The sequence below is a fragment of the Arthrobacter livingstonensis genome (genome assembly GCF_003219815.1).
In the GTDB taxonomy this organism is placed as follows: domain Bacteria; phylum Actinomycetota; class Actinomycetes; order Actinomycetales; family Micrococcaceae; genus Specibacter; species Specibacter livingstonensis.
The window spans coordinates 94,170-115,649 of record NZ_QJVD01000015.1 but is presented as its reverse complement, the minus strand read 5'-3'; the positions used below and the strand labels follow the sequence as shown (position 1 = coordinate 115,649).

Sequence of the window (21,480 nt, the reverse complement as noted above, 5' to 3'; positions counted from 1 at the left end):
TATTCCCATGACGCAGGGCACCTTCACCGTACCGGACGACCGGACGGTCGGATTTGTCGGTCTCGGCCACATGGGCGCCCCCATGGCCGCCCGGATCCTGGTCAGCGGATGGCCCCTGACGGTATGGAACCGTTCCGCCCCGGCCGTGGATGCGCTCACTGCACGGGGCGCCCGGGCCGCCAAGGACATCGAGAGCCTCCGCGACCACGCTGTCATCATCTTCATGCTGCCGGACCTCGGTTTCATCGAGGAGGCCGCTGAACCGCTGTTCCAGGCCTGGCGCACCCAACCGCCCAGGCCGGGGACCGCCGTCGTGGTGATGAGCAGCGTTTCACCCCGGGCGGTGAAGGCCTTTGGCTCCACGGTCCGCGAAGCCAGCGCCGGGAAGGCGGAGGTGGTGGACGCTCCAGTCAGCGGCGGCACCCTGGGCGCGGAAAACGGCACGCTGGCCGTCATGGCCGGCGGCACGGAGGCCGGTTTCCGGCGCGTCCGCCCCGTCCTGGAGTCCATGGGCACAACGGTCCGCCGCCTCGGGGACCTTGGCGCGGGCTCGCTCGCCAAGGCGTGCAACCAACTGTTGGTGGGGACCACGACGGCGGCACTTGCCGAGGCTGCCGAGCTCGCCGAGCGCTCGGGGATGGACGTTGCCGCGCTGTTTGAGGTGTTGGGCGGCGGGCTGGCGGGCAGCAGGGTGCTGGAGATCGTTGGCCCGCGGATTGCCGCCAAGGACTACGCGCCCACGGGGCCGGCAAAATTCATGCACAAGGATCTCGGCTTTGTGCTTGAGGGCGCCGAGGCTGCCGGTTCCGCGGTGCCCATGGCCACGGCCGGGCACCAGCTGTACGGCACCCTCAAGGACCAGGGCCTCGGCGAGCAGGACCTGGCCGTGGTGCGCGAGAGCATTGCGCGGCTGCTGCCGCGGCGGTAACACACTCCCAGCCATATTCAACGAAGAGAAGGATTTTTGCATGAGTGGAATGTTTGACCTGACCGGCAAGGTGGCCCTGGTGACCGGGTCCAGCCGCGGCATCGGCAACTCGCTGGCCCGCGGCCTGGCCGAGGCCGGCGCGACCGTGGTGCTCAACGGCCTCAATGTCGAACGGCTGGCCGGCGCCGAGGACGCCATGGCGGCGGACTTCGCGCCGGGACGCATCACCTCCTGCGCGTTTGACGTCACCAGCGACACCGCCGCCGCGGACGGCATCGCCTGGATCGAAGCAAATGTGGGGCCGCTGGAAATCCTGGTCAACAACGCCGGCATCCAGCACCGTGTGCCGCTGCTGGACCTGGACGTGAAGGACTGGGACCGGGTTATTAGTACCGACCTGACCAGCGCGTTCCTGGTGGGGCGGGAAGCGGCCCGCGGCATGCTGGCCCGCGGCCGGGGCAAAATCATCAACATCTGCTCGGTGCAGACGGACCTGGCCCGGCCCACCATTGCCGCCTACACGGCAGCCAAGGGCGGCCTGCGGAACCTGACCCGGGCCATGACGGCCGAGTGGGCGTCGGGCGGGCTGCAAATCAACGGCATTGCCCCCGGCTATATCCACACCGAGATGACACAAAACCTGGTGGATGACGAAAAGTTCAATTCCTGGATATTGGGCCGCACGCCGGCGAACCGGTGGGGGACCGTGCAGGACCTGGTGGGCCCGGCCGTCTGGCTGTCCTCCGAAGGCTCTAATTTTGTCAACGGCCAGACCATCTTCATCGATGGCGGCATGACGGTGGTGGTGTAAACCGTGAACACATTTGAGCTTCCCCCCAGCGCGCCGGCTGTGGTGGCCCACGGCAAGGATGACCTCCGCATCGAGGACGTGCCCCTCGCCGCACCGGCCGCAGACCAGGCGGTCGTTGAGATCGCCTACGGCGGCATTTGCGGCTCCGACCTGCACTACTGGCTCCATGGCGCCGCCGGGGAGTCCATCCTCAAGGACCCCATGGTGCTTGGCCACGAGGTGGTGGGCGTCGTGGCGCACGCTGCCGACGACGGCACGGGACCCGCAGCGGGCACCCCGGTCGCCGTCCACCCGGCCACGCCCGGTCCCGGGGCGGCACGGTACCCGGCGGACCGGCCCAACCTGTCCCCGGGCTGCACCTACCTTGGGAGCGCCGCCCGCCACCCCCACACCGACGGCGCCTTCCTGCGCTACGCGAACCTGCCCTCGAGGATGCTGCGTGTGCTCCCCCCGGAGCTCCCGCTGCGCCGGGCCGCCATCGTCGAGCCGGCCAGCGTGGCCTGGCACGCCGTGTCCCGGGCCGGCGGCGTGAACGGGAAGTCGGTGCTCGTCGTTGGCTGCGGGCCCATCGGCACCCTGGCCGTGGCCGTGCTCAAGCGCGCCGGCGCCGCCCACATCACCGCCGTCGACATGTTTGACAAGCCCTTGGAGATCGCGGCGGCGGTAGGGGCCGATGCCGTACTTAAGGCCGACGACGCCGAGGCAATAGCGGCCGTGGAGGCCGACGTTGTCATTGAGTCCTCCGGCAACCGCTTTGGCCTGGCCTCGGCCATCAACGGCGCCGTGCGCGGGGGCCGCGTGGTCATGGTGGGGCTGCTGCCCTCAGGCCCGCAGCCGGTGGCCATTTCGCTGGCCATCACGCGGGAGCTGGAACTGGTGGGCTCCTTCCGCTTCAACGACGAAATTGACGAGGTCATTGCCGCCCTGGCCGACGGCTCGCTGGCGGTGGACCCCGTCATCACCCACGAATTCCCGCTGTCCCGGGGGTTGGAAGCCTTTGAAACCGCCAGGAACTCGGCCATCTCCGGCAAGGTGCTCCTCAACTTCGGTGCCTGAAAAGTACGACGGCGGGTACCCGGCCAGGTGCCTGGGTCGCCCGGGGCGCCCGACCAGCCCCGCGCGGCCCGGGCAGCCACACGCGGAGCCGGGGGAGGCGCCCAGGAGGCCGGTCCGCCGTCGTGCCTGGCAAGTTGGCCGGAATCTGCACAGATGTTCCACCCGTGCAACATTGCCGGGAAAATCGCGGGACGGACTGGGGAAGCGCCACCGTCCCGGATAAGCTGAAGGAAACCACTTGTTCCCAGCTATGGAGGAAAGTATGTCCGCACAAATTGGCGTAACAGGTCTGGCCGTCATGGGCGCCAACCTCGCCCGCAACCTGGCCCGCAACGGATACACCGTGGCACTGCACAACCGCTCAGTGGAAAAGACTGACGCCCTGCTCGGAGCGCACGGCGACGAGGGCGACTTCGTGCGCACTGAAACCCTGGCCGAGCTGGTCGAATCCCTGGAGAAGCCGCGCCGCGTGCTCATCATGGTCAAGGCCGGGGGCCCGGTCGACTCCGTGATCGATCAGCTGGTGCCGCTCATGGAGGCCGGCGACATCATCATCGACGGCGGCAACTCCAACTTCCAGGACACGCGCCGTCGCGAAGCAGATCTGGCGAAAAAGGAGCTGCACTTTGTGGGCGTTGGAGTTTCCGGCGGTGAGGAAGGCGCGCTGCTGGGCCCGTCCATCATGCCGGGCGGTTCCAAGGAGTCCTATGACGCACTTGGCCCGCTGCTGGAGAAAATCTCCGCCAAGGTTGACGGCCAGCCCTGCTGCGCCTGGATCGGCACCGACGGCGCCGGCCACTTCGTGAAGATGGTCCACAACGGCATCGAATATGCGGACATGCAGGTCATCGGCGAGGCCTACGACCTGCTCCGCAGTGCCGCCGGCATCGAACCGGCCGAGCAGGCTGAAATCTTCGGCAAGTGGAACGAAGGCCAGCTGGCCTCCTTCCTGATCGAAATTACCGCCGAGGTCCTGGGCCACGTCGACGCGAAGACCGGCAAGCCGCTGGTTGACGTGATCGTTGACTCCGCAGGCCAGAAAGGCACGGGCCGCTGGACGGTCCAGTCCGGGCTGGACCTGGGTTCGCCCATCTCCGCGATCGCCGAGTCCGTGTTTGCCCGCGGCCTGTCCTCCCAGCGTGACCAGCGTGCCATCGCCCAGGACGTCCTGGCCGGCCACGAGCTCGCCGTTGATCTGGGCGCCGACTTCGTTGACGACGTCCGCCAGGCACTCTACGCCTCCAAGCTCATCAGCTACGCCCAGGGCATTGACATGCTCCAGTCCGCCGCCATCGAGTACAACTGGGACCTGAAGCTGGACGAGATTGCGTCCCTGTGGCGCGGCGGCTGCATCATCCGCGCCGAACTGCTCAAGGACATCACCAAGGCGTACGCCGCGGAAGACAAGCCGGCCAACCTGCTGTTCGCCCCGGCGTTCGCCGCGGAAATCGCCGAGGTCCTCCCGGCCTGGCGCCGCGTGGTCTCCACCGCCGTGCAGCTGGGCATCCCGGTGCCGGTGTTCTCCTCCTCGCTGGCCTACTACGACGGCCTGCGCCGCAAGCGCCTGCCCGCCGCCCTGACCCAGGGCCTGCGCGACCTCTTCGGCGCCCACACGTACAACCGTGTCGACGTCGAGGGCACCTTCCACACGCAGTGGAGCGGCGACAAGAGCGAGATCAGCGCCGTCGACACGCACTAATCCCCTCGCGCTGTCATCGATAACGCAGTAGTTGGACGGATTTACCCCGATTTCGGGGATTTTCGCCCAACTTCTGCGTTATCGATTTTTAACGGGGAGTAGGACGGCGGCGGCCCGGCTCACCAGTCCACGCCGGCCTCGCGCAGGATCGAGTTGATCTTCTGTTGGTGGTCCGTTTCCCATTCGTCAAGCGACTGTTCCCTCTCAAGTTCGGCCTTCCCGGCAACAGCCTTCAGGACCGCGTCCACACTTGCGGCCGGCACCGAGACAATCCCTTCCTGGTCTGCCGAAAGGAGGTCGCCGGAACGCACGAGCACGCCTCCGCAGTTCACGGGCTGCTGCAAAGGGAGGGGCACGGCCTTCCGGCCGGGCTTGGGAACCACGGCACGGGCAAAGACGGGAAATTCCAGATCTCGGATCTCCTCCACGTCGCGGATGGCACCGTCGATGACAAATCCGGCAATCCCGCGCCGCTGCGCCACGGCGCAGACGTTGCCGCCTGCGACGGCGTGCGATGCGTCCCCGGCGTCGACCACGATCACTGAGCCCGCCGGCGCCCGGTGAATCGCGGCGTGGAGCATCAAGTTGTCCCCGGGGGCGCACTGCACGGTGTACGCCGGACCACTCAATCGGGCGCCTTCCCACAGCGGGCGAATTTCCGCGGAAAGGACTTGTGAACGATCCACCTGGTCGGCGATGGCCGTGGGCGAAACAAACTCGGGCAGGGTTGACATCAGGACTCCATCTTGTTGGCGGCTACCCTCAAATACTACGGTTTCCGGATTCCGCTGCCATCCGCGCGTCGCCACAAACGCACCAGCCCCTGAATTGTTGCGGTTCCTCACCGGCGGGAGTGTCGAAATACGATTCTGCCCACGGACTGGCACATCAATGAACAGGGAAACAACGCCTACGCAACGCGGTAGCGGCGCAATACAACGATGACGCCGATCCCGGCTATCAAAGCAACAACACCGGGAATGATTCGCCCGAAGGCCATCGCGAATAGCGGCAGGACGATCCCCAGCCATATGCCGACCAGTAGTAGGACTGTCGCCACCAGCCATCCGATGGCACGCAGTGGTTTGCTGTTCGTCTGTTGCGTGTTCGTCATGGTGCCCCCAAGGCTAAGACAAAATCATAAGGGTCGAGGCAGCTCACCACGCCGTCGACCGTGTTGGCTCATCCTCGCTGGGAACGGCTGCCAATGTCAATCTTCCGCGCTTACCGAAACAAGGATGCGATTGAAAATCGTCCTAAACGGGGCAGCCGCCCCATATATCCGCTCAGGGTTCCCCTTCCGGTTCCGTAGTTGTTGTTCGGGCGGCTCAACACTGACGTTGGTAGCATGTGGCTAGGAATGTTCCCTGTAACGTCAACCGAGTAGTGGTTGGAGGAGGCCGCAATGCGTCGTGAAACCTCGTTCGTGCTGATTGCGGTTCTTTTCGTTTTGCTGACCCTGTCCGTATTCGCGCAGGTGTGGGTTCTTCCCACTGAGGTTGGGAACGTGATTGACGTGTTCCCGGAAGTCCAGCCGGTCGCGGTCCCATCCGTGGTCTGGGGTGTCCTTGCCATCGTCTGCTGGCAGGGTATTGCCGTTATTGGCTTGCGCCTTGTCGCACTCGCCCGCGATCACAAATTTGAGGCTTCGGCCAAAGGCTGGATCCACGCAATTATCGGCTGTCTGCTCGTCTTCATCGTGCTCGTCGTGTCGGCTTTTATCGCGCTGATCATGATGGGCTACGCGACGCCGGGAGTGATGTTGGGGCTCATGGGTGGTGGGATTCTGGCTGTGGTGGCCGTGGTCTCACTTGTGGCATTTCTTGGGAACAGACGCTATCAATACCTGGCTGGCTGACTGTCGCTTTCGATACAAGGCAGCAGCGTGGATCCCACTCCGGGGGCCATCGCAACGTCGTCGCTGACCTGCTCTTGCCGGTAGGGTTTCCACCACGAGGTTGGAGACAAGTTACGATTCAGTCATGTCCGATAAGCGCGCCCGTCGCGTCATACGCCTGTTTCCAGATTACGGCCATCGGTGGCCACTGTGGGAGAACAGTACCGCCGAGCGACCAACCAAATACACAATGGAGCCGGCAGACTTTGGACTGTCACAGAATCTCACGAGCCGGCTTCGCACCTGGTATGACGCGTGGGATGCCGAGGTCTTGTATGAATACGGTTGGGGTTCGCCCGAAAACGAGGCGGCTTGGAAAGAAGAGGGTGCCAGTATCGCCATGCAACTTCGCGAAGAAGTTAAGACTTTCGCGGACGTGGAATACGAAGAGTAGAAACCACCGCGTGGACGCATCGCATTCATTTCTGCACCGGTATCGTCGCATAAATCCATGGCCACTGAAATCCGCGAACCCGGTGGCAACTGGCATGTTGCCCGTGAGAAAGCACTTCGGGGCGTCGTGCGCCTGTCCCGCTGGCGGTTGCATGCCGCGCCCCGACAGTGCGCCACGTATCGTTAGCGCGAGTTAGCGCGCTGTCCGAGCCGTTGCCGGCGTCGGGCATTAGATCCACATGGCCGGGTCGATGTACTCGGCCGGGTCCACGGCGGGTGCCATTTCCTTCTTGGCATCCCGGTGCCGCCACGTGGCGGGAACGCCGGTGAGGATGGAGTTGGCCGGCGCGTCCTTGACCACGACGGCGTTCGCCCCCACTGCGGAGTCGTCGCCGATGGTGATGGGACCAAGGACCTTGGCGCCGGCGCCGATGGTGACGCGGTTGCCGATGGTCGGGTGGCGCTTGACCTTGGCCAGCGAACGGCCGCCCAAGGTGACGCCGTGGTAGATCATGACGTCGTCGCCGATCTCCGACGTTTCTCCGATGACCACGCCCATGCCGTGGTCGATGAAGAAGCGCCTGCCGATGGTGGCACCGGGGTGGATTTCAATGCCGGTGGAAGAGCGTGCCAGCTGCGACAGGGCGCGGGCCGGGAAGCGCAGGGCCGGATTGGCCCACATCCTGTGAGTCAGCCGGTGCACCCAGATGGCGTGCAGCCCCGAGTAGACGAAAAAGTTTTCCGCGGAACCGCGGGCCGCCGGGTCATGCGACCGTGCGGCCTCGAGGTCCTCGCGTAACCTGGCGAAAAATCCCACAGACTTCTTCCATTAGATGTAATCGGGCCAAACGGATCCAAATGATGGTGGGCTACCCGCGGATGTCGTCGTAAAGAACAGTTGAAATGTAACGTTCGCCGAAGTCGGGGACCACGGCCACAATCAGCTTACCGGCGTTCTCTTCGCGCTTGGCCAGTTCCAGGGCGGCCCACACCGCGGCGCCGGAGGAGATGCCGCCGAGGATGCCCTCCTGGTTTCCGAGGGCCCGGGCCACGGCCACGGAATCCTCCAAGGTGGCATCGAGGACTTCGTCATAAATGGTCTGGTCCAGGACTTCGGGGATGAAGTTGGCACCCAGGCCCTGAATCTTGTGCGGACCGGGAGCCCCGCCGTTGAGGATGGCGGAGTCGATGGGCTCAACGGCAACAATCTGCACGCCCGGCTTGCGGGACTTGAGCAGCTGGCCGGCCCCGGTAATGGTCCCGCCCGTGCCGATCCCGGCCACGAGGATGTCCACGCCGCCGTTGGTGTCTTCCCAGATTTCCTCGCCCGTGGTGGTGCGGTGGATTTCCGGATTGGCCTTATTCGCGAACTGCTGCGCCCAGATGGAGTTCTCCGTGTTGGCAACAATTTCCTTGGCCTTCTCCACGGCGCCGCGCATGCCCTCGGAACCCGGCGTCAACACAATCTCCGCACCATAGGCGCGGAGCATGACGCGGCGTTCGGTCGACATGGTCTCCGGCATTGTCAGGATGACCTTGTAGCCGCGGGCCGCACCCACCATGGCCAGGGCGATTCCGGTGTTCCCGGAGGTCCCTTCCACGATGGTGCCGCCGGGGCGGAGCTCGCCCGATGCCTCGGCGGCGTCGACAATGGCCACGCCAATGCGGTCCTTGACGCTGTGGGCCGGGTTGTAGAACTCCAGCTTGACGGCCACGGTGGCGTTCAGACCTTCGGTCAGCCGGTTCAGCCGTACCAGCGGGGTGCCGCCCACCAGCTGCGTCACATTGTCGTAGATGCGTCCCATGGATGGTCCTGTTCTCAAGTAAGTGGGCGCCGGATGGCGCAGCCCAGTTGTGTCAGACGCCAGCGTAACGAGTCGCCTGCTGCGGATTCTACGCGGTCAGCCACTCTGCGTAATGTTTTCTTACTTTGGCGATCTTCGGGTTGATAATGACCTGGCAGTAGCCCACCTCGGGCCGCTCAGCGTAAAAGTCCTGGTGATAGCCCTCCGCCTCGTAGAGATGTCCCAGGGGGGAGACCTCGGTGACGATCGGGTCCCGCCAGTTTGGCTGGTTACGCTCAATCGCGGCCCGGAATGCTTCCTCCTCCCCGGCGTTCGTGTAAAACATGGAGGACCTGTACTGCGTGCCGGTGTCGTAGCCCTGCCGGTTCAACGTAGTGGGATCGTGCTGGGTAAAGAACATGTCCAAGATGGTGTCCGCCGGGATCACGGCCTCGTCAAATGTCACCGACACCACCTCGGCGTGCCCTGTCATGCCGGAACAGATCTGCTCATATGTCGGGTTGGGAATGGCGCCGCCGGTGTATCCGGACACCACCGACTCCACGCCCTTGGTCATCTGGTAAACGGCATCAAGGCACCAAAAGCACCCGCCGCCCAATACAAAAGTCTTCACATCCATCTATAAGCCGCCGCCCGCGCAATTGATTCCCGGCCGTGGCCCAGCCCACACACGACTAAGCTGGAAAGATGAGCATGGAACCAGGTAATCCCACGCACGACGCCGGCACGCACCCGGGTGCGCAAGCCGCCGGGGCGCCGGACGCCGCCGCAGCGCAGTCGGCCGCCGAACGGCCCGGGGAAGTGGATTTCAGTGCCACGCCCGCTGAACCAGCCGATGCGCCGTTGCCCGCCCCGGGGAACGCGGAGGCAGCGGAAAAGGCGGCGGGGGCTCCGGCGTCGGACGCGGAAGTAACAGACACGGAAATTACGAACGCGCAAGGGACGGACGCGGAGCCCGGTGAGGCGGCGCTTGAAACGCCCATGTTGTCCGAAGTGCTGCTCGCCGTCGAGGAGTTGTGGCCCGAATCCCTGGCCGAGGACTGGGACCGTGTGGGCCTGGTGACGGGGCGGCCGGATGCGGAAGTTGACCGGATCATGTTTGCCGTTGACCCCACGCTGGTAGTTATTGACGAGGCCCTGGAATGGGGCGCCAAGCTCCTGGTCACCCACCACCCGCTGCTGCTTGCGGGCGTGAACTCCGTGGCCGCGACCACCGGCAAGGGCCGAGCCGTGCACCGGCTGATCGAGGGCGGCTGTGCTCTGCTGACCATCCACACCAACGGCGACAGTGCCGTGGGCGGGGTCTCCGACGTGCTGGCCGACGTACTGGGCCTGGAGGACGTCGCACCGCTGATGCCCGCGGCGCACGGGCTGGTGGAGGAGGGCATTGGCCGGGTGGGCGTGCTCCCCGGCGTGGAGAAGCTGGGCGAGCTGGCCTCGAGGATCTTTTTGACGCTGCCGGCAGTCGCCGGGGGAGTGCGCGTGGCAGGGGACCGGGACGCGCTGGTGCGCAAGGTGGCCGTCTGCGGCGGCGCCGGGGATGGCCTGTTCGATGCCGTCAGGGCCTCGGACGCGGACGTGTATGTCACGGCGGACCTGCGCCACCATCCTGCGTCGGAAGCCAGGGAATCCAGCAGCGACGGCCGGCCGTACCTCATCGACCTGTCCCATTTTGCCAGCGAGTGGCTGTGGCTGCCAGTCGCGGCGCAGGCCTTGGGCAACGTGCTGGCGGATCAGGGTTTCGAGGCGGAGCTGGCCGTCAGCCAGACCAACACGGATCCATGGGATTTCATATTGACGCCGGGCAACTAGCGCCTGCCGTCCTCCCCACACTCGCTGCGCTCGTGCGGGGCCCCTCGGCCGCTAGCGCCGTCGCGACCGCCCCACACTCGCTGCGCTCGTGCGGGGCCCCTCGGCCGCTAGCGCCGTCGCGACCTCCCCACACTCGCTGCGCTCGTGCGGGGCCCCTCGGCCGCTAGGCTGTCAGCAGGCTATTGACCGAAATTGGCTTTCAAGCAGGAGGAACCACATGGCGAAGGCAGCACCGGCGGAACAAATGCGTTTGCTCGACATTCAGGTTTTGGACGCCAGGCTGCGCTCCCTGGATGCGCAGGCCAAGGCACTGAAGGAAGATCCGCGACTGCCGGACCTCCACGGCGGGGTCACGGTGGCCAAGAGTGACCTGGTGGTCCTGGACACCGAGGTGGGAGACCTCCAGCGCAAGCTCACCAAGGCCGAGGACGACGTCGCCCAGGTCACCGAGCGCATCGCCAAGGATGACGCGAAGCTCAACAGCGGAACCGGGCTGTCCAAGGACCTGGTGGCACTGCAGAACGACATCGAGTCGTTGTCCAGGCGCCGCGGCGACCTTGAAGACGTCGAACTGGAAGTCATGGAGGGCCTCGACGACGCGAAGGGCAGGCAGGAATCCCAGCACGATCTGGTGGCACAGATGCAATCGGTGCTGGACGGTGTGGTCGGTGAGATCCGCAGCAGGCTGGGTGCGCTGCGCATGGAACGCGACGCCATCGCCGCCGAACGCGCCGAGCTGGCAGCCACCTTTGAGCCGGCGCTTCTGGCCATCTACGACCGCACGCTGGCCAAGTACGGTGTGGGGGCGGCGCGGCTGTTCCACGGCACCTCCGAAGGGTCCGGCATGCAGCTGAGCGCGGGCGACCTGGCCGAGATCAAGGGGGCCGCCCCGGACGACGTCGTGTTCTGCCCCGACTCCGGCGCCATCCTGGTCCGTTCGCCCGACTGGATGTAGCCGCCGGTTGAGCTTGACCTGCCATGCGCGCCCGTTGATGCGGTCACCGCGCAGGGCAGTGTTGTGCGCCGCCGCCGTTCCGTGCGCTGCGTAGAACAGCTCGGCTGGCCCTCGAGTCTTGACAGGCTCGATCAGCGGAATCGGTGTTAGTCCGCCAGAATGATGTTCAATGTGTGGTGCTTGCGGGGCGTGCCGGGCACGAGTTCCACCACCCACTTTTCACCGGCGGCGCGTGCCAGCTGCGCGGGGGTTTCCGGGGCCTTGCCGCGGCGGGTCAGCAGGTGCCGGGCGAGCTCCCCGCGGGTGTGCTTGGCGAAGTGCGAGACAACCTTGCGGGTGCCGTCACGTTCGGTGAACACATTCACTGCGACGGTCCGTTCCGGCTCGGGAACCCACGCGGCCGCATAGGTGCTGGAGCGGCAGTCGACCAGCAGCTGCCCCTCGGCGTGCCCGGCCAGCGCGGCACCGAGTTTCGGCTTCCAGTAGCTGGCAAGCTTGCCCAGCCCGGGCAGCCCCACGGACATGGACAGCCGGTAGGCCGGAATGCTGTCGCTGAAGGCGACGGCTCCCCACAGCCCGGAGACCACCACGACGACGGCATCGGCCTTGCGCTTCTGGGTGGCAGTCATGCTGTGGTAGCCAAGGGCGTCGTACAGGACCCCGGTGTAGATGCTGTGGGCCGGCGCCGCAGGCTCGTCGGCCAGGCGCGTGTTGCGAAGGACATCGTGTGCCAGCGATGCGCCGACACCCAGATGCGCCAGCGCGTCCTCCCGTGCGGAAACGACGGCCAGCGCTGCGGCAACTTCCTGCCGGGCCTCCGTCAGGTCCGCAAAGTGCAGTTGCCCCAAGTCCACGGGGTTGCCGGCATCGGCGGGGGTTTTTCCTTCGGACGGGGGCAGCAGAATCAACACCCTGCGAGCTTACCGGCTTCGCGGCGGACGGCGCTCCTGACCCACAAATCCGGGCGACCCGCTGGGAACGGATCGAATGGAAGGAGGGAGTGGTGGGAGGACGCGGGGATAGACCGGTCTAGTGAAGTGCGGCACTGAACTCGCTGGTAATGCCTGTCTGCTGCCTAAAATGAAACTGGCTTGGACCAAGGGTGTTTTAGGCCAGGAAGGTACTTTTTCGTGACGCTCAACCACGCTTCAACGAACAGCGATGCCGCATTGGACACATGGATCCAGCGCGAGACCCTCGCGGAAACCATGATTCCCCTGATCGGCCGTCTTTACCGCGAAAATAACGTGATCACCAGCATCCACGGCCGGTCACTGATCAACCAGTCGGTCATCGACCTGCTCAAGGCCCACCGCTTTGCCCGGCAGATCGACGACGTCGAACTGCCGCTGGCCGAAACCCTCCCGCTCCTGGAAACCCTCGTCACACTGCAGCTCGGTGCCGCATCCTTGGACCTGGCCCGCCTCAACGCCGGCTTCAAGGCCTCGGGACAGCCAAGCTTGGAGGTTTTCCTGCGCACGGAACTGGCGGACATCGTGAACCGCTATGGCGCCGACGAACGAACCAGCACCGACGTGGTCCTCTACGGCTTCGGCCGGATCGGACGCCTGCTGGCCCGCATCCTGATCGAGCACTCCGGCGGAGGCCACGGCCTGCGCCTGCGCGCCATCGTGGTGCGCAAGGGCGGCGACGCCGATCTCACCAAGCGTGCCAGCCTCCTGCGCCGCGACTCGGTCCACGGCCCGTTCACCGGAACCATCACCGTTGATGAAGAACGCAACATCATCCAGGCCAACGGCACCGCCATCCAGGTCATCTATTCGGACAGCCCCTCCACCATCGACTACACGTCGTACGGCATCCACAACGCACTGGTGGTGGACAACACCGGCCGCTGGCGCGACGAGCAAGGTTTGTCACAGCACCTGCAGAGCAAGGGCGTGGCTCGCGTGCTGCTGACGGCCCCCGGCAAGGGCGCACTGAAGAACATTGTGCACGGCATCAACCACGCCGCCATCACCGATGACGACACGATTGTCACTGCGGCGTCCTGCACCACTAACGCCATCACCCCCGTCCTGAAGGTCCTCAATGACAGGTACGGCATTGTGCACGGTCACGTGGAGACCGTTCACTCGTTCACCAACGACCAGAACCTGACGGACAACTTCCACAAGGGCGACCGGCGCGGCCGCTCCGCCGCATTGAACATGGTTCTGACGGAAACCGGGGCCGCGAAGGCCGTGGCCAAGGCCCTGCCCGAGCTCGAAGGCAAGCTGACGGGCAACTCCATCCGTGTTCCCACCCCCAACGTTTCCATGGCCATCTTGAACCTGACGCTGGAAAATGGCACCACCAAGGACGAGGTCAACACCTACCTGAGGGACATGTCGCTGAACTCGGAACTGCGCAAGCAGATCGATTACATCGATTCCCCCGAAGTGGTCTCGAGCGACTTTGTGGGCTCCCGCCGCGCCGGGATCGTCGACGGGCTGGCCACCATCAGCACCGACAAGAACCTGGTGCTGTACGTCTGGTACGACAACGAATTTGGGTACAGCTGCCAGGTGGTGCGCGTCATGGAGGAAATGGCCGGCGTCCACCCGCGCCAGTTCCCGGCACTCGACGAGGCGGCCCCCTCCGAAACGGCCGGGGTTCCGGCCGCCGCCCAAGCTGCCCCGGCACTCGCTTAAGGCAGGCACCCAGGACAGGGACCGGCGTCGTACTTGGTTGGCAGCAACCAGGTGCGGCGCCGGACATTTCTTCAATCCTTGTAGCGTCTTCCGGTCTCCCCAAACTCGCTTCGCTCGCCTGGGGCCCCGCGGCCTGTAGACTTGATGACTGGATAGGGCAGCTGGGCAACCGCGCGTCACTTACGTGGCTCGAGGAACGTCCGGGCTCCGCAGGACAGGGTGGTGGGTAATGCCCACTCGGGGTGACCCGCAGGAAAGTGCCACAGAAAATAGACCGCCCGCACGGCCGCAAGGCCGGAGCGGGTGAGGGTGAAACGGTGGTGTAAGAGACCACCAGTTCCCCAGGTGACTGGGGAAGCTTGGTAAACCCCACCCGGAGCAAGGCCAGACAGGGCATGACTGAGGGCTGTCCGCCCGAGTGCCTGGGTAGGCTGCTAGAGGGCGTCGGCAACGGCGTTCGTAGATGGATGGTTGCCTCTCCGCCGCGGGAAACCGCGTCGGACGACAAAACCCGGCGTACAGGCTGCCCTATCCTTTTTTCTTGCGTCATCGTTTTTCGGGGCCGCCGCCGCGGGTGCGTAGACTGGCGGGCATGTTGATACGTGAGGCAGCCGCCGCCGATTGGCCCGGAATTTGGGCCGTCATGGAACCGACCGTCCGCGCAGGCGAAACATACACCTTCCCGCCCGATTCCCCGGAGGAGGCCCTCCGCGGGATTTGGCTTCCGGCAGATGCCGGCGAGCCCGTCGAAACCACGCACGACGCCGGAGCCTCCTTGCGCGTGTTGCGCAGCTACGTGGTCACGGAGGAAACCGGTGGGGACTCGCCACCCATGATCGTGGCCACCGCCCAGCTGCACCCCAACCTCCCCGGTGCCGGCAGCCGCATCGCCAATGCCTCCTTCATGGTCCACCCGGACCACGAAGGGAAGGGCTACGGCCGGCTGCTGGCCCACCATGTCCTCAACGACGCCTTTGCCCACGGCTACCGCGGGATGATCTTCAACGCCGTCGTGGAATCCAATACAGGGGCCGTGCACCTGTGGGAGTCGCTCGGGTTCGACATCATGACGAGCATTCCGGACGCCTTCGACCACCCTTCCCTGGGTCCGGTGGCGCTGCACATCATGTACAAGGGACTCGCCGGCTCATAGTCCAGTGGGTGCGTATCCGATTTGGGCCGGCCGGTCCCTGCCGCCCGCTGATGATTGGTTCACGTGGCAGCGCGTGTGGCGATAGGGTGCCAAGAGCGATCTCTGAGAGCACACGTAGGGCGGTCCAGTAGACTGAATCTGGTCCGGAATGGCGCCCAGAGTACGGAAAAGGTCGATCACAGCCCCGCGAGTGCGCCGTTGCTGTACGGTCAGTGACCCACCACCCCCCCCGAGACCGCCGTTGCTGTACTGTCAAGCCACTGCAGATCCGTCGCCAGCGCCAGTAACAGTCTTATCGGCTCCGTGATTGGCGTGATCGACCCTGCAGGACGGTAGGGGCACTCCAGGACAACCGGAGCCTCGCACATCTCCCCAAGCTGAGCAAAACTGATACAGACTTTGCAGCTATTGCGGGGAACGGTTGACCCTATGCGCAGGGCGCACCCCTCCCGCCTGCGCAACTTGTGCACTGGCGCAGTTCCGGGGGCTGGGCCTGCGCATGCCGGAAGTGAATTTGACTTATGCGCTGTTCCAGGCGTGCGGCCTGCGCATGCCGGAAGTAGGGTCAACTCATGAGCGGCGCCGGGCCGGGGTGTGGATAACTTCCTGCAGGCTTGGGGCCGGGTGCCTAGACTCGGAACATGGCGAGCAGGCCGCGCCCGCGCCGGCCGTTCCGGCAATGGCGTCGTGCAGCGGGGCGTGCGGAAGGGATGGTCCATGGCCCGGCATGCAGTGCTGCTGACCACACGTCGGACTGCACTATTGCCCGGCTCGGGCCGTGGCGGGCGTGACAACCCTGGCGGCCGTGTGCGACTGGCCGGCCGTGATGGCAGTCCGGGCAACGACGGCAGCCGCGGCCCCGAAGGAGCCCTGTTCAAGACCGCGGCGGTGCTCTTCGTCCTGCTGGCTGTGGCCCTGGGCGGGTGGCTCCACGCGAGCGGCCGGTGGCCCTTCGAGCCCGACGCCGGTCCGCCCCCCGTGCTGGCCACGCCACCGCCGGCACTCGGCGCCCCGGTGGTGCGCGTTGGCGCAGCCACCGCCCTTGCAGTATTGGAAACCCTGCCGGTCAAGGGCCGTGCAGCCCGGACCAACTACGACCGCAGTGCCTTTGGCGAGGCCTGGCTGGATGCGGACTTCAACGGCTGCGACACCCGCAATGACATCCTGCGCCGCGACCTGCAAGATACCACCTTTGAAAAAGGCTCCCTGTGCCAGGTCAGGACGGGCACTTTCCACGAGCCCTACACGGGACAAACCGTCACCTTTCAACGCGGCGCCACCACCAGCGCGGCCGTCCAGATCGACCATCTGGTGGCCCTCGGCAACGCCTGGCAGACAGGGGCGCAGCAGCTCACTGCCGTGCAGCGCCAAAGCCTGGCGAACGATCCCCTGAACCTGCTCGCGGTCGACGGACCGGCGAACGTGGAAAAGTCAGACGCCGACGCCGCCACCTGGCTGCCGCCGGAGAAGAAGTTTCGCTGCCAGTACGTCGCCCGGCAAATTTCCGTCAAGGCGGCCTACCGGCTGTGGGTCACCCCGGCCGAAAAGGCGGCAATGGCGCGGGTGCTGGGCCCCTGCCCGGCCATGAAGGTCCTGGCCTCGGGCTATGGGTCATGAGGGCGTCCCGCCGGCAAAACGGGCCTGGCCCGGCCTGACAAGGCAGGCCGTTATGTTGTGGACACCCCGGCACCGCGGAGACACGCCGGAGGACACAAAGGCGGTGATGATGGCCAGCCCCGGGAATCGGTGCAATGATGCCGATATGAGCGAATCTGACTACACCAACCCGCTACAGCTGGCCAACGACAACCTCGAGGAGGCCAACCGCCAGCTGGCCCGAGCCACCGCGGATTTTAGCGCCGGAAAGATCCCGCAGTCCCGCCTGGACCAGCTCCACGAACTCCGTGACATTGCCGCTGCCGACCTCACCCGCGTGACCAAGGAAAGCTAGGCCGGGCCGGGCCGCAGGGACCTACTCCCGGCTGGTGCCGATCTCGGCCAGGGACAGGTCCGGGTGGTTCTTTTCCACCCGGCGCATGGCCCAGATGTCATTGAACAGCGCCAGGAACTCCCCGTCGCTGCGCTCCAGCACCTCGGCGCCGTGGACAGTGCTCAGCGTGACTGCGGCGTCCGGCGTCGTAAGCCTGGCGAGGGAATAGGGGAGCCGCTCCAGGCGCATCGGGGCGTTGAAATCGTGGTGCATGCGGTCCTCGACCACCTCAAACTGCATCGGCCCCACGGCGGCCAGCACGGGCGCCTGGTCTCCTCGCAGGTCCGAGCGCAGCACCTGAATGACGCCCTCGTGCTCCAGCTGCTCGATGCCGCGCCGGAACTGCTTGTACTTGCTGGGGTCCTTGGACCGGGCCACCTGGAAGTGCTCGGGGGCAAACAGCGGGATGGCCGGGTATTCCACCGGCTCCTCCACATACAGGCTGTCCCCCACGCGCAGTGCCGAGGCATTGACGAGCCCGACGACGTCGCCCGGGAAGGCGGTGTCGATCACCTCGCGCTCACGGCCAAACACCTGCTGGGCGTACTTGGTGGCGAATGACTTTCCGGTGCGTGCCTGCGTGACCACCATCCCGCGCTCAAACTTGCCGGAGCAGACACGGATGAACGCCACGTGGTCGCGGTGCGCCTGGTTCATGCCGGCCTGGACCTTGAACACAAAGCCGGAGAACGGCGCATCGACGGCGCGGGTGCCGCCGGTGAGGTCCGGGCGCGGGGCCGCCGGGGGAGCGTAGTCCACCAGGGCGTCCAGGATCTGCTTGACGCCGAAGTTCAGGGCGGCGGAGGAGAACAGCAAAGGGGTGGCCCGGCCGGCGTAAAACGCTTCCAGGTCCAGCGGAGCGCCGGCCTCCACGACCAGGCTGGCCTCGTCAATCGACTCCTGCCATGCATCGCCCTCCGACTCGGCGGCCTGCTCCGGGCTGAGGTATTCGGTCAGTGCGATGTGGGCGCCCGAACTGTTGCGGGCAAACTTGGCAAACTCGTTGCGCTGGACGTCCCACACACCGCGGAAATCGCCGGCAATGCCAATGGCCCAGGTCAGCGGCATGGGCGCCAGGCCGGTGCGTTGGGTGATCTCATCCATCAATTCCAGCGGGTCAAGGCCGGGACGGTCCCATTTGTTGATGACGGTGATGATGGGCAGGTTTCGCTGGCGGCACACCTCGAAGAGTTTCATGGTCTGCGTTTCCAGCCCCTTGCCGGCATCGACCAACATGACGGCGCAGTCGACGGCGGCCAGGACCCGGTAGGTGTCCTCGGAAAAGTCCGCGTGGCCCGGGGTGTCCAGCAGGTTGATGACGGTGTCCCGGTAGGAGAACTGGAGGGCGGCGGAGCTGATGGAGATGCCGCGGTCCTTCTCCATCTGCTGCCAGTCGGAGATGGTGTCGCGCCGGTTGGACTTCCCGTTCGTGGCGCCGGCCGTGCCGATCACCTTCGCGTGCAGCGCCAGGGCCTCGGTCAATGTCGACTTTCCGGCATCCGGGTGCGAAATGACGGCAAAGGTGCGGCGCCGGCCCGCCTGGCCGGTGATTTCCGTGGCGTGGGCGGGGGACTGGACCGGAGAGGACACAAGACTACTTTCTGGCGGTGAGGACGTTCGATGGCGGGGCCGGGGCAAAACACCAACTCCCAAGTTTAGCGCAGGCCCGGTGACCGTCCCGCCGGGAGGTACGACGGCGGTCACCTCCCGGGGCGGTGCGCCCGCCTGCCGGGACTGGCGGGGCGGGGGAGCCGTTCTCCGTGAACCCTTTGGCGCCGGGCTGACGCGGGCTCGTCCCGGGAAGGCCCGGCGCCCGCCTCTGCTGCGGTCCGCGCCGGCTGGCTCCCAGGATGTCCTGGCGCCCGGCGTGCAGGGTTCAGGGCAGCGTCAGGTGTCCGAAACCGAGCTGCCAGGAGCCGCCGGATTCGATGCGCTCCAGGACCAGCTGTTGCAGCGCCGTCGTGCGGGGCAGCTCGGAGAGGCGGCCCATGCTGCGGGTGCGGAACGTGAAGTAGACGGCATCGGTGGGCTCGTCGCGGGGTATGCCATAGGGCGTGAACAGCGCCGTGAAACGGGAGATGTTGGACCACTTGTCGATGTGTGCGCGGAGGTAGGGGTCCAGCAGCCAGGACTCGCAGTTGGCGGTTTTGACGGGTTTGTCGGGGAAATGCCTGGTAAAGAACGGGCCGGCGCAGGCGAGGCTTTCTGCGACGGCGTGGGTGCTTAGCGCGCCGTTCTCGGGGATGTGGATGCCCAGAATCCATTCATCGTCGGCCACGCCGGGGATGGCCGATTCGGGCTGGTGGAGCAGGAACTGCAGGCGTCCCAGGGCGAAGATGCGCCCGGCGAAAAGGTGGGTGAGCCATGTCCAGGTGTCCATGCCGAAGCGGCCGTGGACGCGCCGGTTGATGGCCAGGTTGCGGCCGAAGTCTGCGAGCGTGTCCAGCGTGACGGAATCGGGAATGTCCCTCTCGGCGTGCCAGTTGCGGATGGCAGGGACAAAGCGGAGCATGCCTTCGATCCAGTCCCGCTCCGTGACGGGCAGTGCTGCGGTGGAGAGTTCGGGTACGGCGGTGTTGAAGCTGCCCAGCCTGGCGGAGAGGAAATCCTGGACCACTTCGGCCCCAGGACTGATCTGCCGTTCCAGCAGTAGTTGGCACTCCGCCCTGTCCTCCCCGGCAACATCCAGATAGTCAAGGGACAGTTCCGTGCTCAGCACTGTTTGCGGGATCATCAATTCAGCTTACCGAATCCGCCGTTGAGGTTTGAGCTGATGACGTCGACGCGTTGCGGAGAGGCGCCGTCAGCTCAAACTTTCGGGCTAGCCCTTGGGCTTCTTGACGAAGAGCGTTTCCGCCTGTTCCAAGGACATGCCGTTGGTTTCGGGCACCTTGAACATGACGAAGAAGAACGACGCCGCGGCGAACAGCGCGTACATCCCGTAGGTCAGCGGCAGGGAGGCTGCGGCCATGATCGGGAAGCTGAGGGTGATCAGGAAGTTGGCAATCCACTGGGCGGCCGCCGCCAGGCCGAGCGCACGGGCCCGGATGCGGGACGGGAAGATTTCACCCAGCAACACCCACACCAACGGTCCCCACGAGGCACCGAAGCTGATGACAAACACGTTGGCGGCAAGCAGGGCGACGGGGCCCCAGGCTCCGGGCAGTGTGATGTCGGGGCCTGAGCCGGACGCGGAGGAGAATGCCAGTGCCATGGCCCCGAGGGAGACGGCCATGCCGATGGAGCCAGTGAGCAGGATGGGCCGGCGGCCAATCCTGTCGACGAGGGCAATGGCGACCAGGGTGACCAGGATGTTCACAACGGCCGTCACCACGGAAATGGTGAGCGAGTCGCTTTCGTGGAAGCCCACTGCCTTCCACAGCGTGGTGGAGTAGTAAAAGATGACGTTGATGCCAACGAACTGCTGCAGGACGGAGAGGATGATGCCGATCCAGACCACGGGCAGCAGGCCAAACCGCTTCCCGCGCAACGACCCCTTTCTGGCCGCGAGCGAGTCTTCCTTGACAGCCTCCTTGATCTCGCGGATGCTGCGGTCGGCGTCTTCAGCCGGGGCAATGGTCAGGAAGACTTCCTTGGCCTTTTCCTCCTTGCCCTTCAGGACCAGGAAGCGCGGGGATTCGGGGAGTACAAACGCGATCCAGCCGTAGGCGATGGCGGGCACCGCGCCGGCCAGGAACATCCAGCGCCAAGCGGGCAGCCCCAACCACAATTCGTTGATTGCCCCGCCTGCGCTGTTGGCAAACAACGCATCCGAGAGCAGGGCGGCAAAGATGCCGACCGTGATGGCGAGTTGCTGCAGGGACGCCAGTCGCCCGCGGTGACGGCGCGGGGAAATTTCGGAGATGTACGCCGGTGCGATGACTGATGCCAGCCCAATGCCCAGCCCGCCCACGAGCCGCCAGAAAATCAGGTCCCCGACGTTGAACGCCAGACCGGAGCCGACAGCACTGGCCAGGAACAATGCAGCGCCCAGCTTCATGGCGGGGATGCGGCCCTTGGCGTCGGCGATCCGCCCGGCCACGTATGCCCCAACCGCACAGCCAAGGAGTGCGACGGCGATGGTGAAGCCGGTCAGTGCGTCGCCGAGGCCGAACTGGCCCTGGATGGCGTCGACGGCGCCGTTGACCACCGAGGAATCGAAGCCAAACAGGAAGCCACCCAACGCGCCGGCGACAGCCAGCCCGATGACTTTCCGAGGTATTGCTGCCGCCGTACTTTCGCCGGTGGTCGTGGACTCGGACATCGTTCCCCCTCGCGGCCAGCCTTCCCAGAGGGGATCAGCCGGCTTGTGTTGCGTGCAAAAAAA

The 21,480-nt window shown here is 65.6% G+C and carries 21 protein-coding genes and 1 other RNA gene; 13 read left to right on the top strand and 9 right to left on the bottom strand.

The window, feature by feature from the left end; translation table 11 throughout:
- Nucleotides 1-7 precede the first annotated feature (7 nt).
- The 4 genes from CVV68_RS14415 (at nucleotide 8) to gnd (ending at nucleotide 4,494) form a co-directional block, all read left to right on the top strand.
- On the top strand, nucleotides 8-928 hold the full coding sequence (locus tag CVV68_RS14415) for an NAD(P)-dependent oxidoreductase (RefSeq protein WP_110501693.1): 921 nt from the start codon (nucleotides 8-10) through the stop codon (nucleotides 926-928).
- Nucleotides 929-968: 40 nt separating this feature from the next.
- The gene (locus CVV68_RS14410) at nucleotides 969-1,739 is read left to right on the top strand and encodes an SDR family oxidoreductase (RefSeq protein ID WP_110501692.1); all 771 of its coding nucleotides are present in this window, start codon (nucleotides 969-971) and stop codon (nucleotides 1,737-1,739) included.
- Between the two features lie 3 nt (nucleotides 1,740-1,742).
- Nucleotides 1,743-2,795 (top strand): L-idonate 5-dehydrogenase, encoded by a 1,053-nt coding sequence (locus CVV68_RS14405; RefSeq protein WP_110501691.1) that lies wholly within the window; start codon nucleotides 1,743-1,745, stop codon nucleotides 2,793-2,795.
- Nucleotides 2,796-3,057: 262 nt separating this feature from the next.
- Nucleotides 3,058-4,494: an NADP-dependent phosphogluconate dehydrogenase gene (gnd, locus tag CVV68_RS14400; protein ID WP_110501690.1), complete on the top strand. Its 1,437-nt coding sequence runs from the start codon at nucleotides 3,058-3,060 to the stop codon at nucleotides 4,492-4,494.
- 119 nt (nucleotides 4,495-4,613) lie between these two features.
- On the opposite strand, the gene CVV68_RS14395 is transcribed toward gnd, so the two are convergent.
- Together CVV68_RS14395 and CVV68_RS14390 are read right to left on the bottom strand one after the other, a co-directional pair.
- Entirely contained in the window at nucleotides 4,614-5,228 is a 615-nt protein-coding gene (locus CVV68_RS14395) for an RraA family protein (protein WP_110501689.1), read from the bottom strand.
- Nucleotides 5,229-5,404: 176 nt separating this feature from the next.
- On the bottom strand, nucleotides 5,405-5,608 hold the full coding sequence (locus tag CVV68_RS14390) for a hypothetical protein (protein ID WP_110501688.1): 204 nt from the start codon (nucleotides 5,606-5,608) through the stop codon (nucleotides 5,405-5,407).
- A gap of 291 nt (nucleotides 5,609-5,899) precedes the next feature.
- On the opposite strand from CVV68_RS14390, the gene CVV68_RS14385 reads away from it, so the two are divergent.
- Nucleotides 5,900-6,352: a DUF2975 domain-containing protein gene (locus CVV68_RS14385; RefSeq protein ID WP_110501716.1), complete on the top strand. Its 453-nt coding sequence runs from the start codon at nucleotides 5,900-5,902 to the stop codon at nucleotides 6,350-6,352.
- Nucleotides 6,353-6,476: 124 nt separating this feature from the next.
- Nucleotides 6,477-6,785 (top strand): immunity protein CdiI family protein, encoded by a 309-nt coding sequence (locus CVV68_RS14380; protein WP_110501687.1) that lies wholly within the window; start codon nucleotides 6,477-6,479, stop codon nucleotides 6,783-6,785.
- Nucleotides 6,786-7,013: 228 nt separating this feature from the next.
- On the opposite strand, the gene epsC is transcribed toward CVV68_RS14380, so the two are convergent.
- From epsC to msrA, 3 genes are all read right to left on the bottom strand, one after another.
- Nucleotides 7,014-7,601, bottom strand: coding sequence for a serine O-acetyltransferase EpsC (epsC, locus tag CVV68_RS14375; RefSeq protein ID WP_110501686.1), 588 nt, complete (start codon nucleotides 7,599-7,601; stop codon nucleotides 7,014-7,016).
- Between the two features lie 52 nt (nucleotides 7,602-7,653).
- Nucleotides 7,654-8,589 carry a cysteine synthase A gene (cysK, locus tag CVV68_RS14370; protein ID WP_110501685.1) on the bottom strand — a complete coding sequence of 312 codons (936 nt, stop codon included), beginning with the start codon at nucleotides 8,587-8,589 and terminating at the stop codon, nucleotides 7,654-7,656.
- 88 nt (nucleotides 8,590-8,677) lie between these two features.
- Nucleotides 8,678-9,202 (bottom strand): peptide-methionine (S)-S-oxide reductase MsrA, encoded by a 525-nt coding sequence (msrA, locus tag CVV68_RS14365; RefSeq protein WP_110501684.1) that lies wholly within the window; start codon nucleotides 9,200-9,202, stop codon nucleotides 8,678-8,680.
- A gap of 368 nt (nucleotides 9,203-9,570) precedes the next feature.
- On the opposite strand from msrA, the gene CVV68_RS14360 reads away from it, so the two are divergent.
- Complete coding sequence (locus tag CVV68_RS14360; protein WP_245933553.1) at nucleotides 9,571-10,401, top strand: Nif3-like dinuclear metal center hexameric protein; 831 nt, start codon at nucleotides 9,571-9,573, stop codon at nucleotides 10,399-10,401.
- 217 nt (nucleotides 10,402-10,618) lie between these two features.
- Nucleotides 10,619-11,356, top strand: a complete 738-nt coding sequence (locus CVV68_RS14355) for a zinc ribbon domain-containing protein (protein WP_110501683.1) — start codon at nucleotides 10,619-10,621, stop codon at nucleotides 11,354-11,356.
- A 146-nt stretch (nucleotides 11,357-11,502) separates the two neighbouring features.
- On the opposite strand, the gene CVV68_RS14350 is transcribed toward CVV68_RS14355, so the two are convergent.
- Entirely contained in the window at nucleotides 11,503-12,267 is a 765-nt protein-coding gene (locus tag CVV68_RS14350) for a YaaA family protein (RefSeq protein ID WP_110501682.1), read from the bottom strand.
- Nucleotides 12,268-12,486: 219 nt separating this feature from the next.
- On the opposite strand from CVV68_RS14350, the gene CVV68_RS14345 reads away from it, so the two are divergent.
- From CVV68_RS14345 to CVV68_RS14325, 5 genes are all read left to right on the top strand, one after another.
- Nucleotides 12,487-14,010 (top strand): glyceraldehyde-3-phosphate dehydrogenase, encoded by a 1,524-nt coding sequence (locus CVV68_RS14345; protein ID WP_110501681.1) that lies wholly within the window; start codon nucleotides 12,487-12,489, stop codon nucleotides 14,008-14,010.
- Nucleotides 14,011-14,163: 153 nt separating this feature from the next.
- Nucleotides 14,164-14,545: RNase P RNA component class A (gene rnpB, locus CVV68_RS14340), an RNA gene on the top strand.
- Nucleotides 14,546-14,602: 57 nt separating this feature from the next.
- Complete coding sequence (locus CVV68_RS14335; protein WP_110501680.1) at nucleotides 14,603-15,163, top strand: GNAT family N-acetyltransferase; 561 nt, start codon at nucleotides 14,603-14,605, stop codon at nucleotides 15,161-15,163.
- Nucleotides 15,164-15,880: 717 nt separating this feature from the next.
- A complete protein-coding gene (locus tag CVV68_RS14330; protein WP_110501679.1) occupies nucleotides 15,881-16,780 on the top strand; it encodes an HNH endonuclease family protein in 900 nt (299 codons plus the stop codon).
- Nucleotides 16,781-16,925: 145 nt separating this feature from the next.
- A complete protein-coding gene (locus tag CVV68_RS14325; protein ID WP_110501678.1) occupies nucleotides 16,926-17,114 on the top strand; it encodes a hypothetical protein in 189 nt (62 codons plus the stop codon).
- Nucleotides 17,115-17,135: 21 nt separating this feature from the next.
- Here the strand turns inward: CVV68_RS14325 and CVV68_RS14320 are convergent, their stop codons facing one another.
- The 3 genes from CVV68_RS14320 to CVV68_RS14310 form a co-directional block, all read right to left on the bottom strand.
- Entirely contained in the window at nucleotides 17,136-18,743 is a 1,608-nt protein-coding gene (locus CVV68_RS14320) for a peptide chain release factor 3 (protein WP_110501677.1), read from the bottom strand.
- A 286-nt stretch (nucleotides 18,744-19,029) separates the two neighbouring features.
- On the bottom strand, nucleotides 19,030-19,887 hold the full coding sequence (locus tag CVV68_RS14315; protein WP_110501676.1) for an acyltransferase domain-containing protein: 858 nt from the start codon (nucleotides 19,885-19,887) through the stop codon (nucleotides 19,030-19,032).
- Nucleotides 19,888-19,974: 87 nt separating this feature from the next.
- A complete protein-coding gene (locus CVV68_RS14310) occupies nucleotides 19,975-21,417 on the bottom strand; it encodes a sugar porter family MFS transporter (RefSeq protein ID WP_110501675.1) in 1,443 nt (480 codons plus the stop codon).
- Between the last annotated feature and the right edge of the window lie 63 nt (nucleotides 21,418-21,480).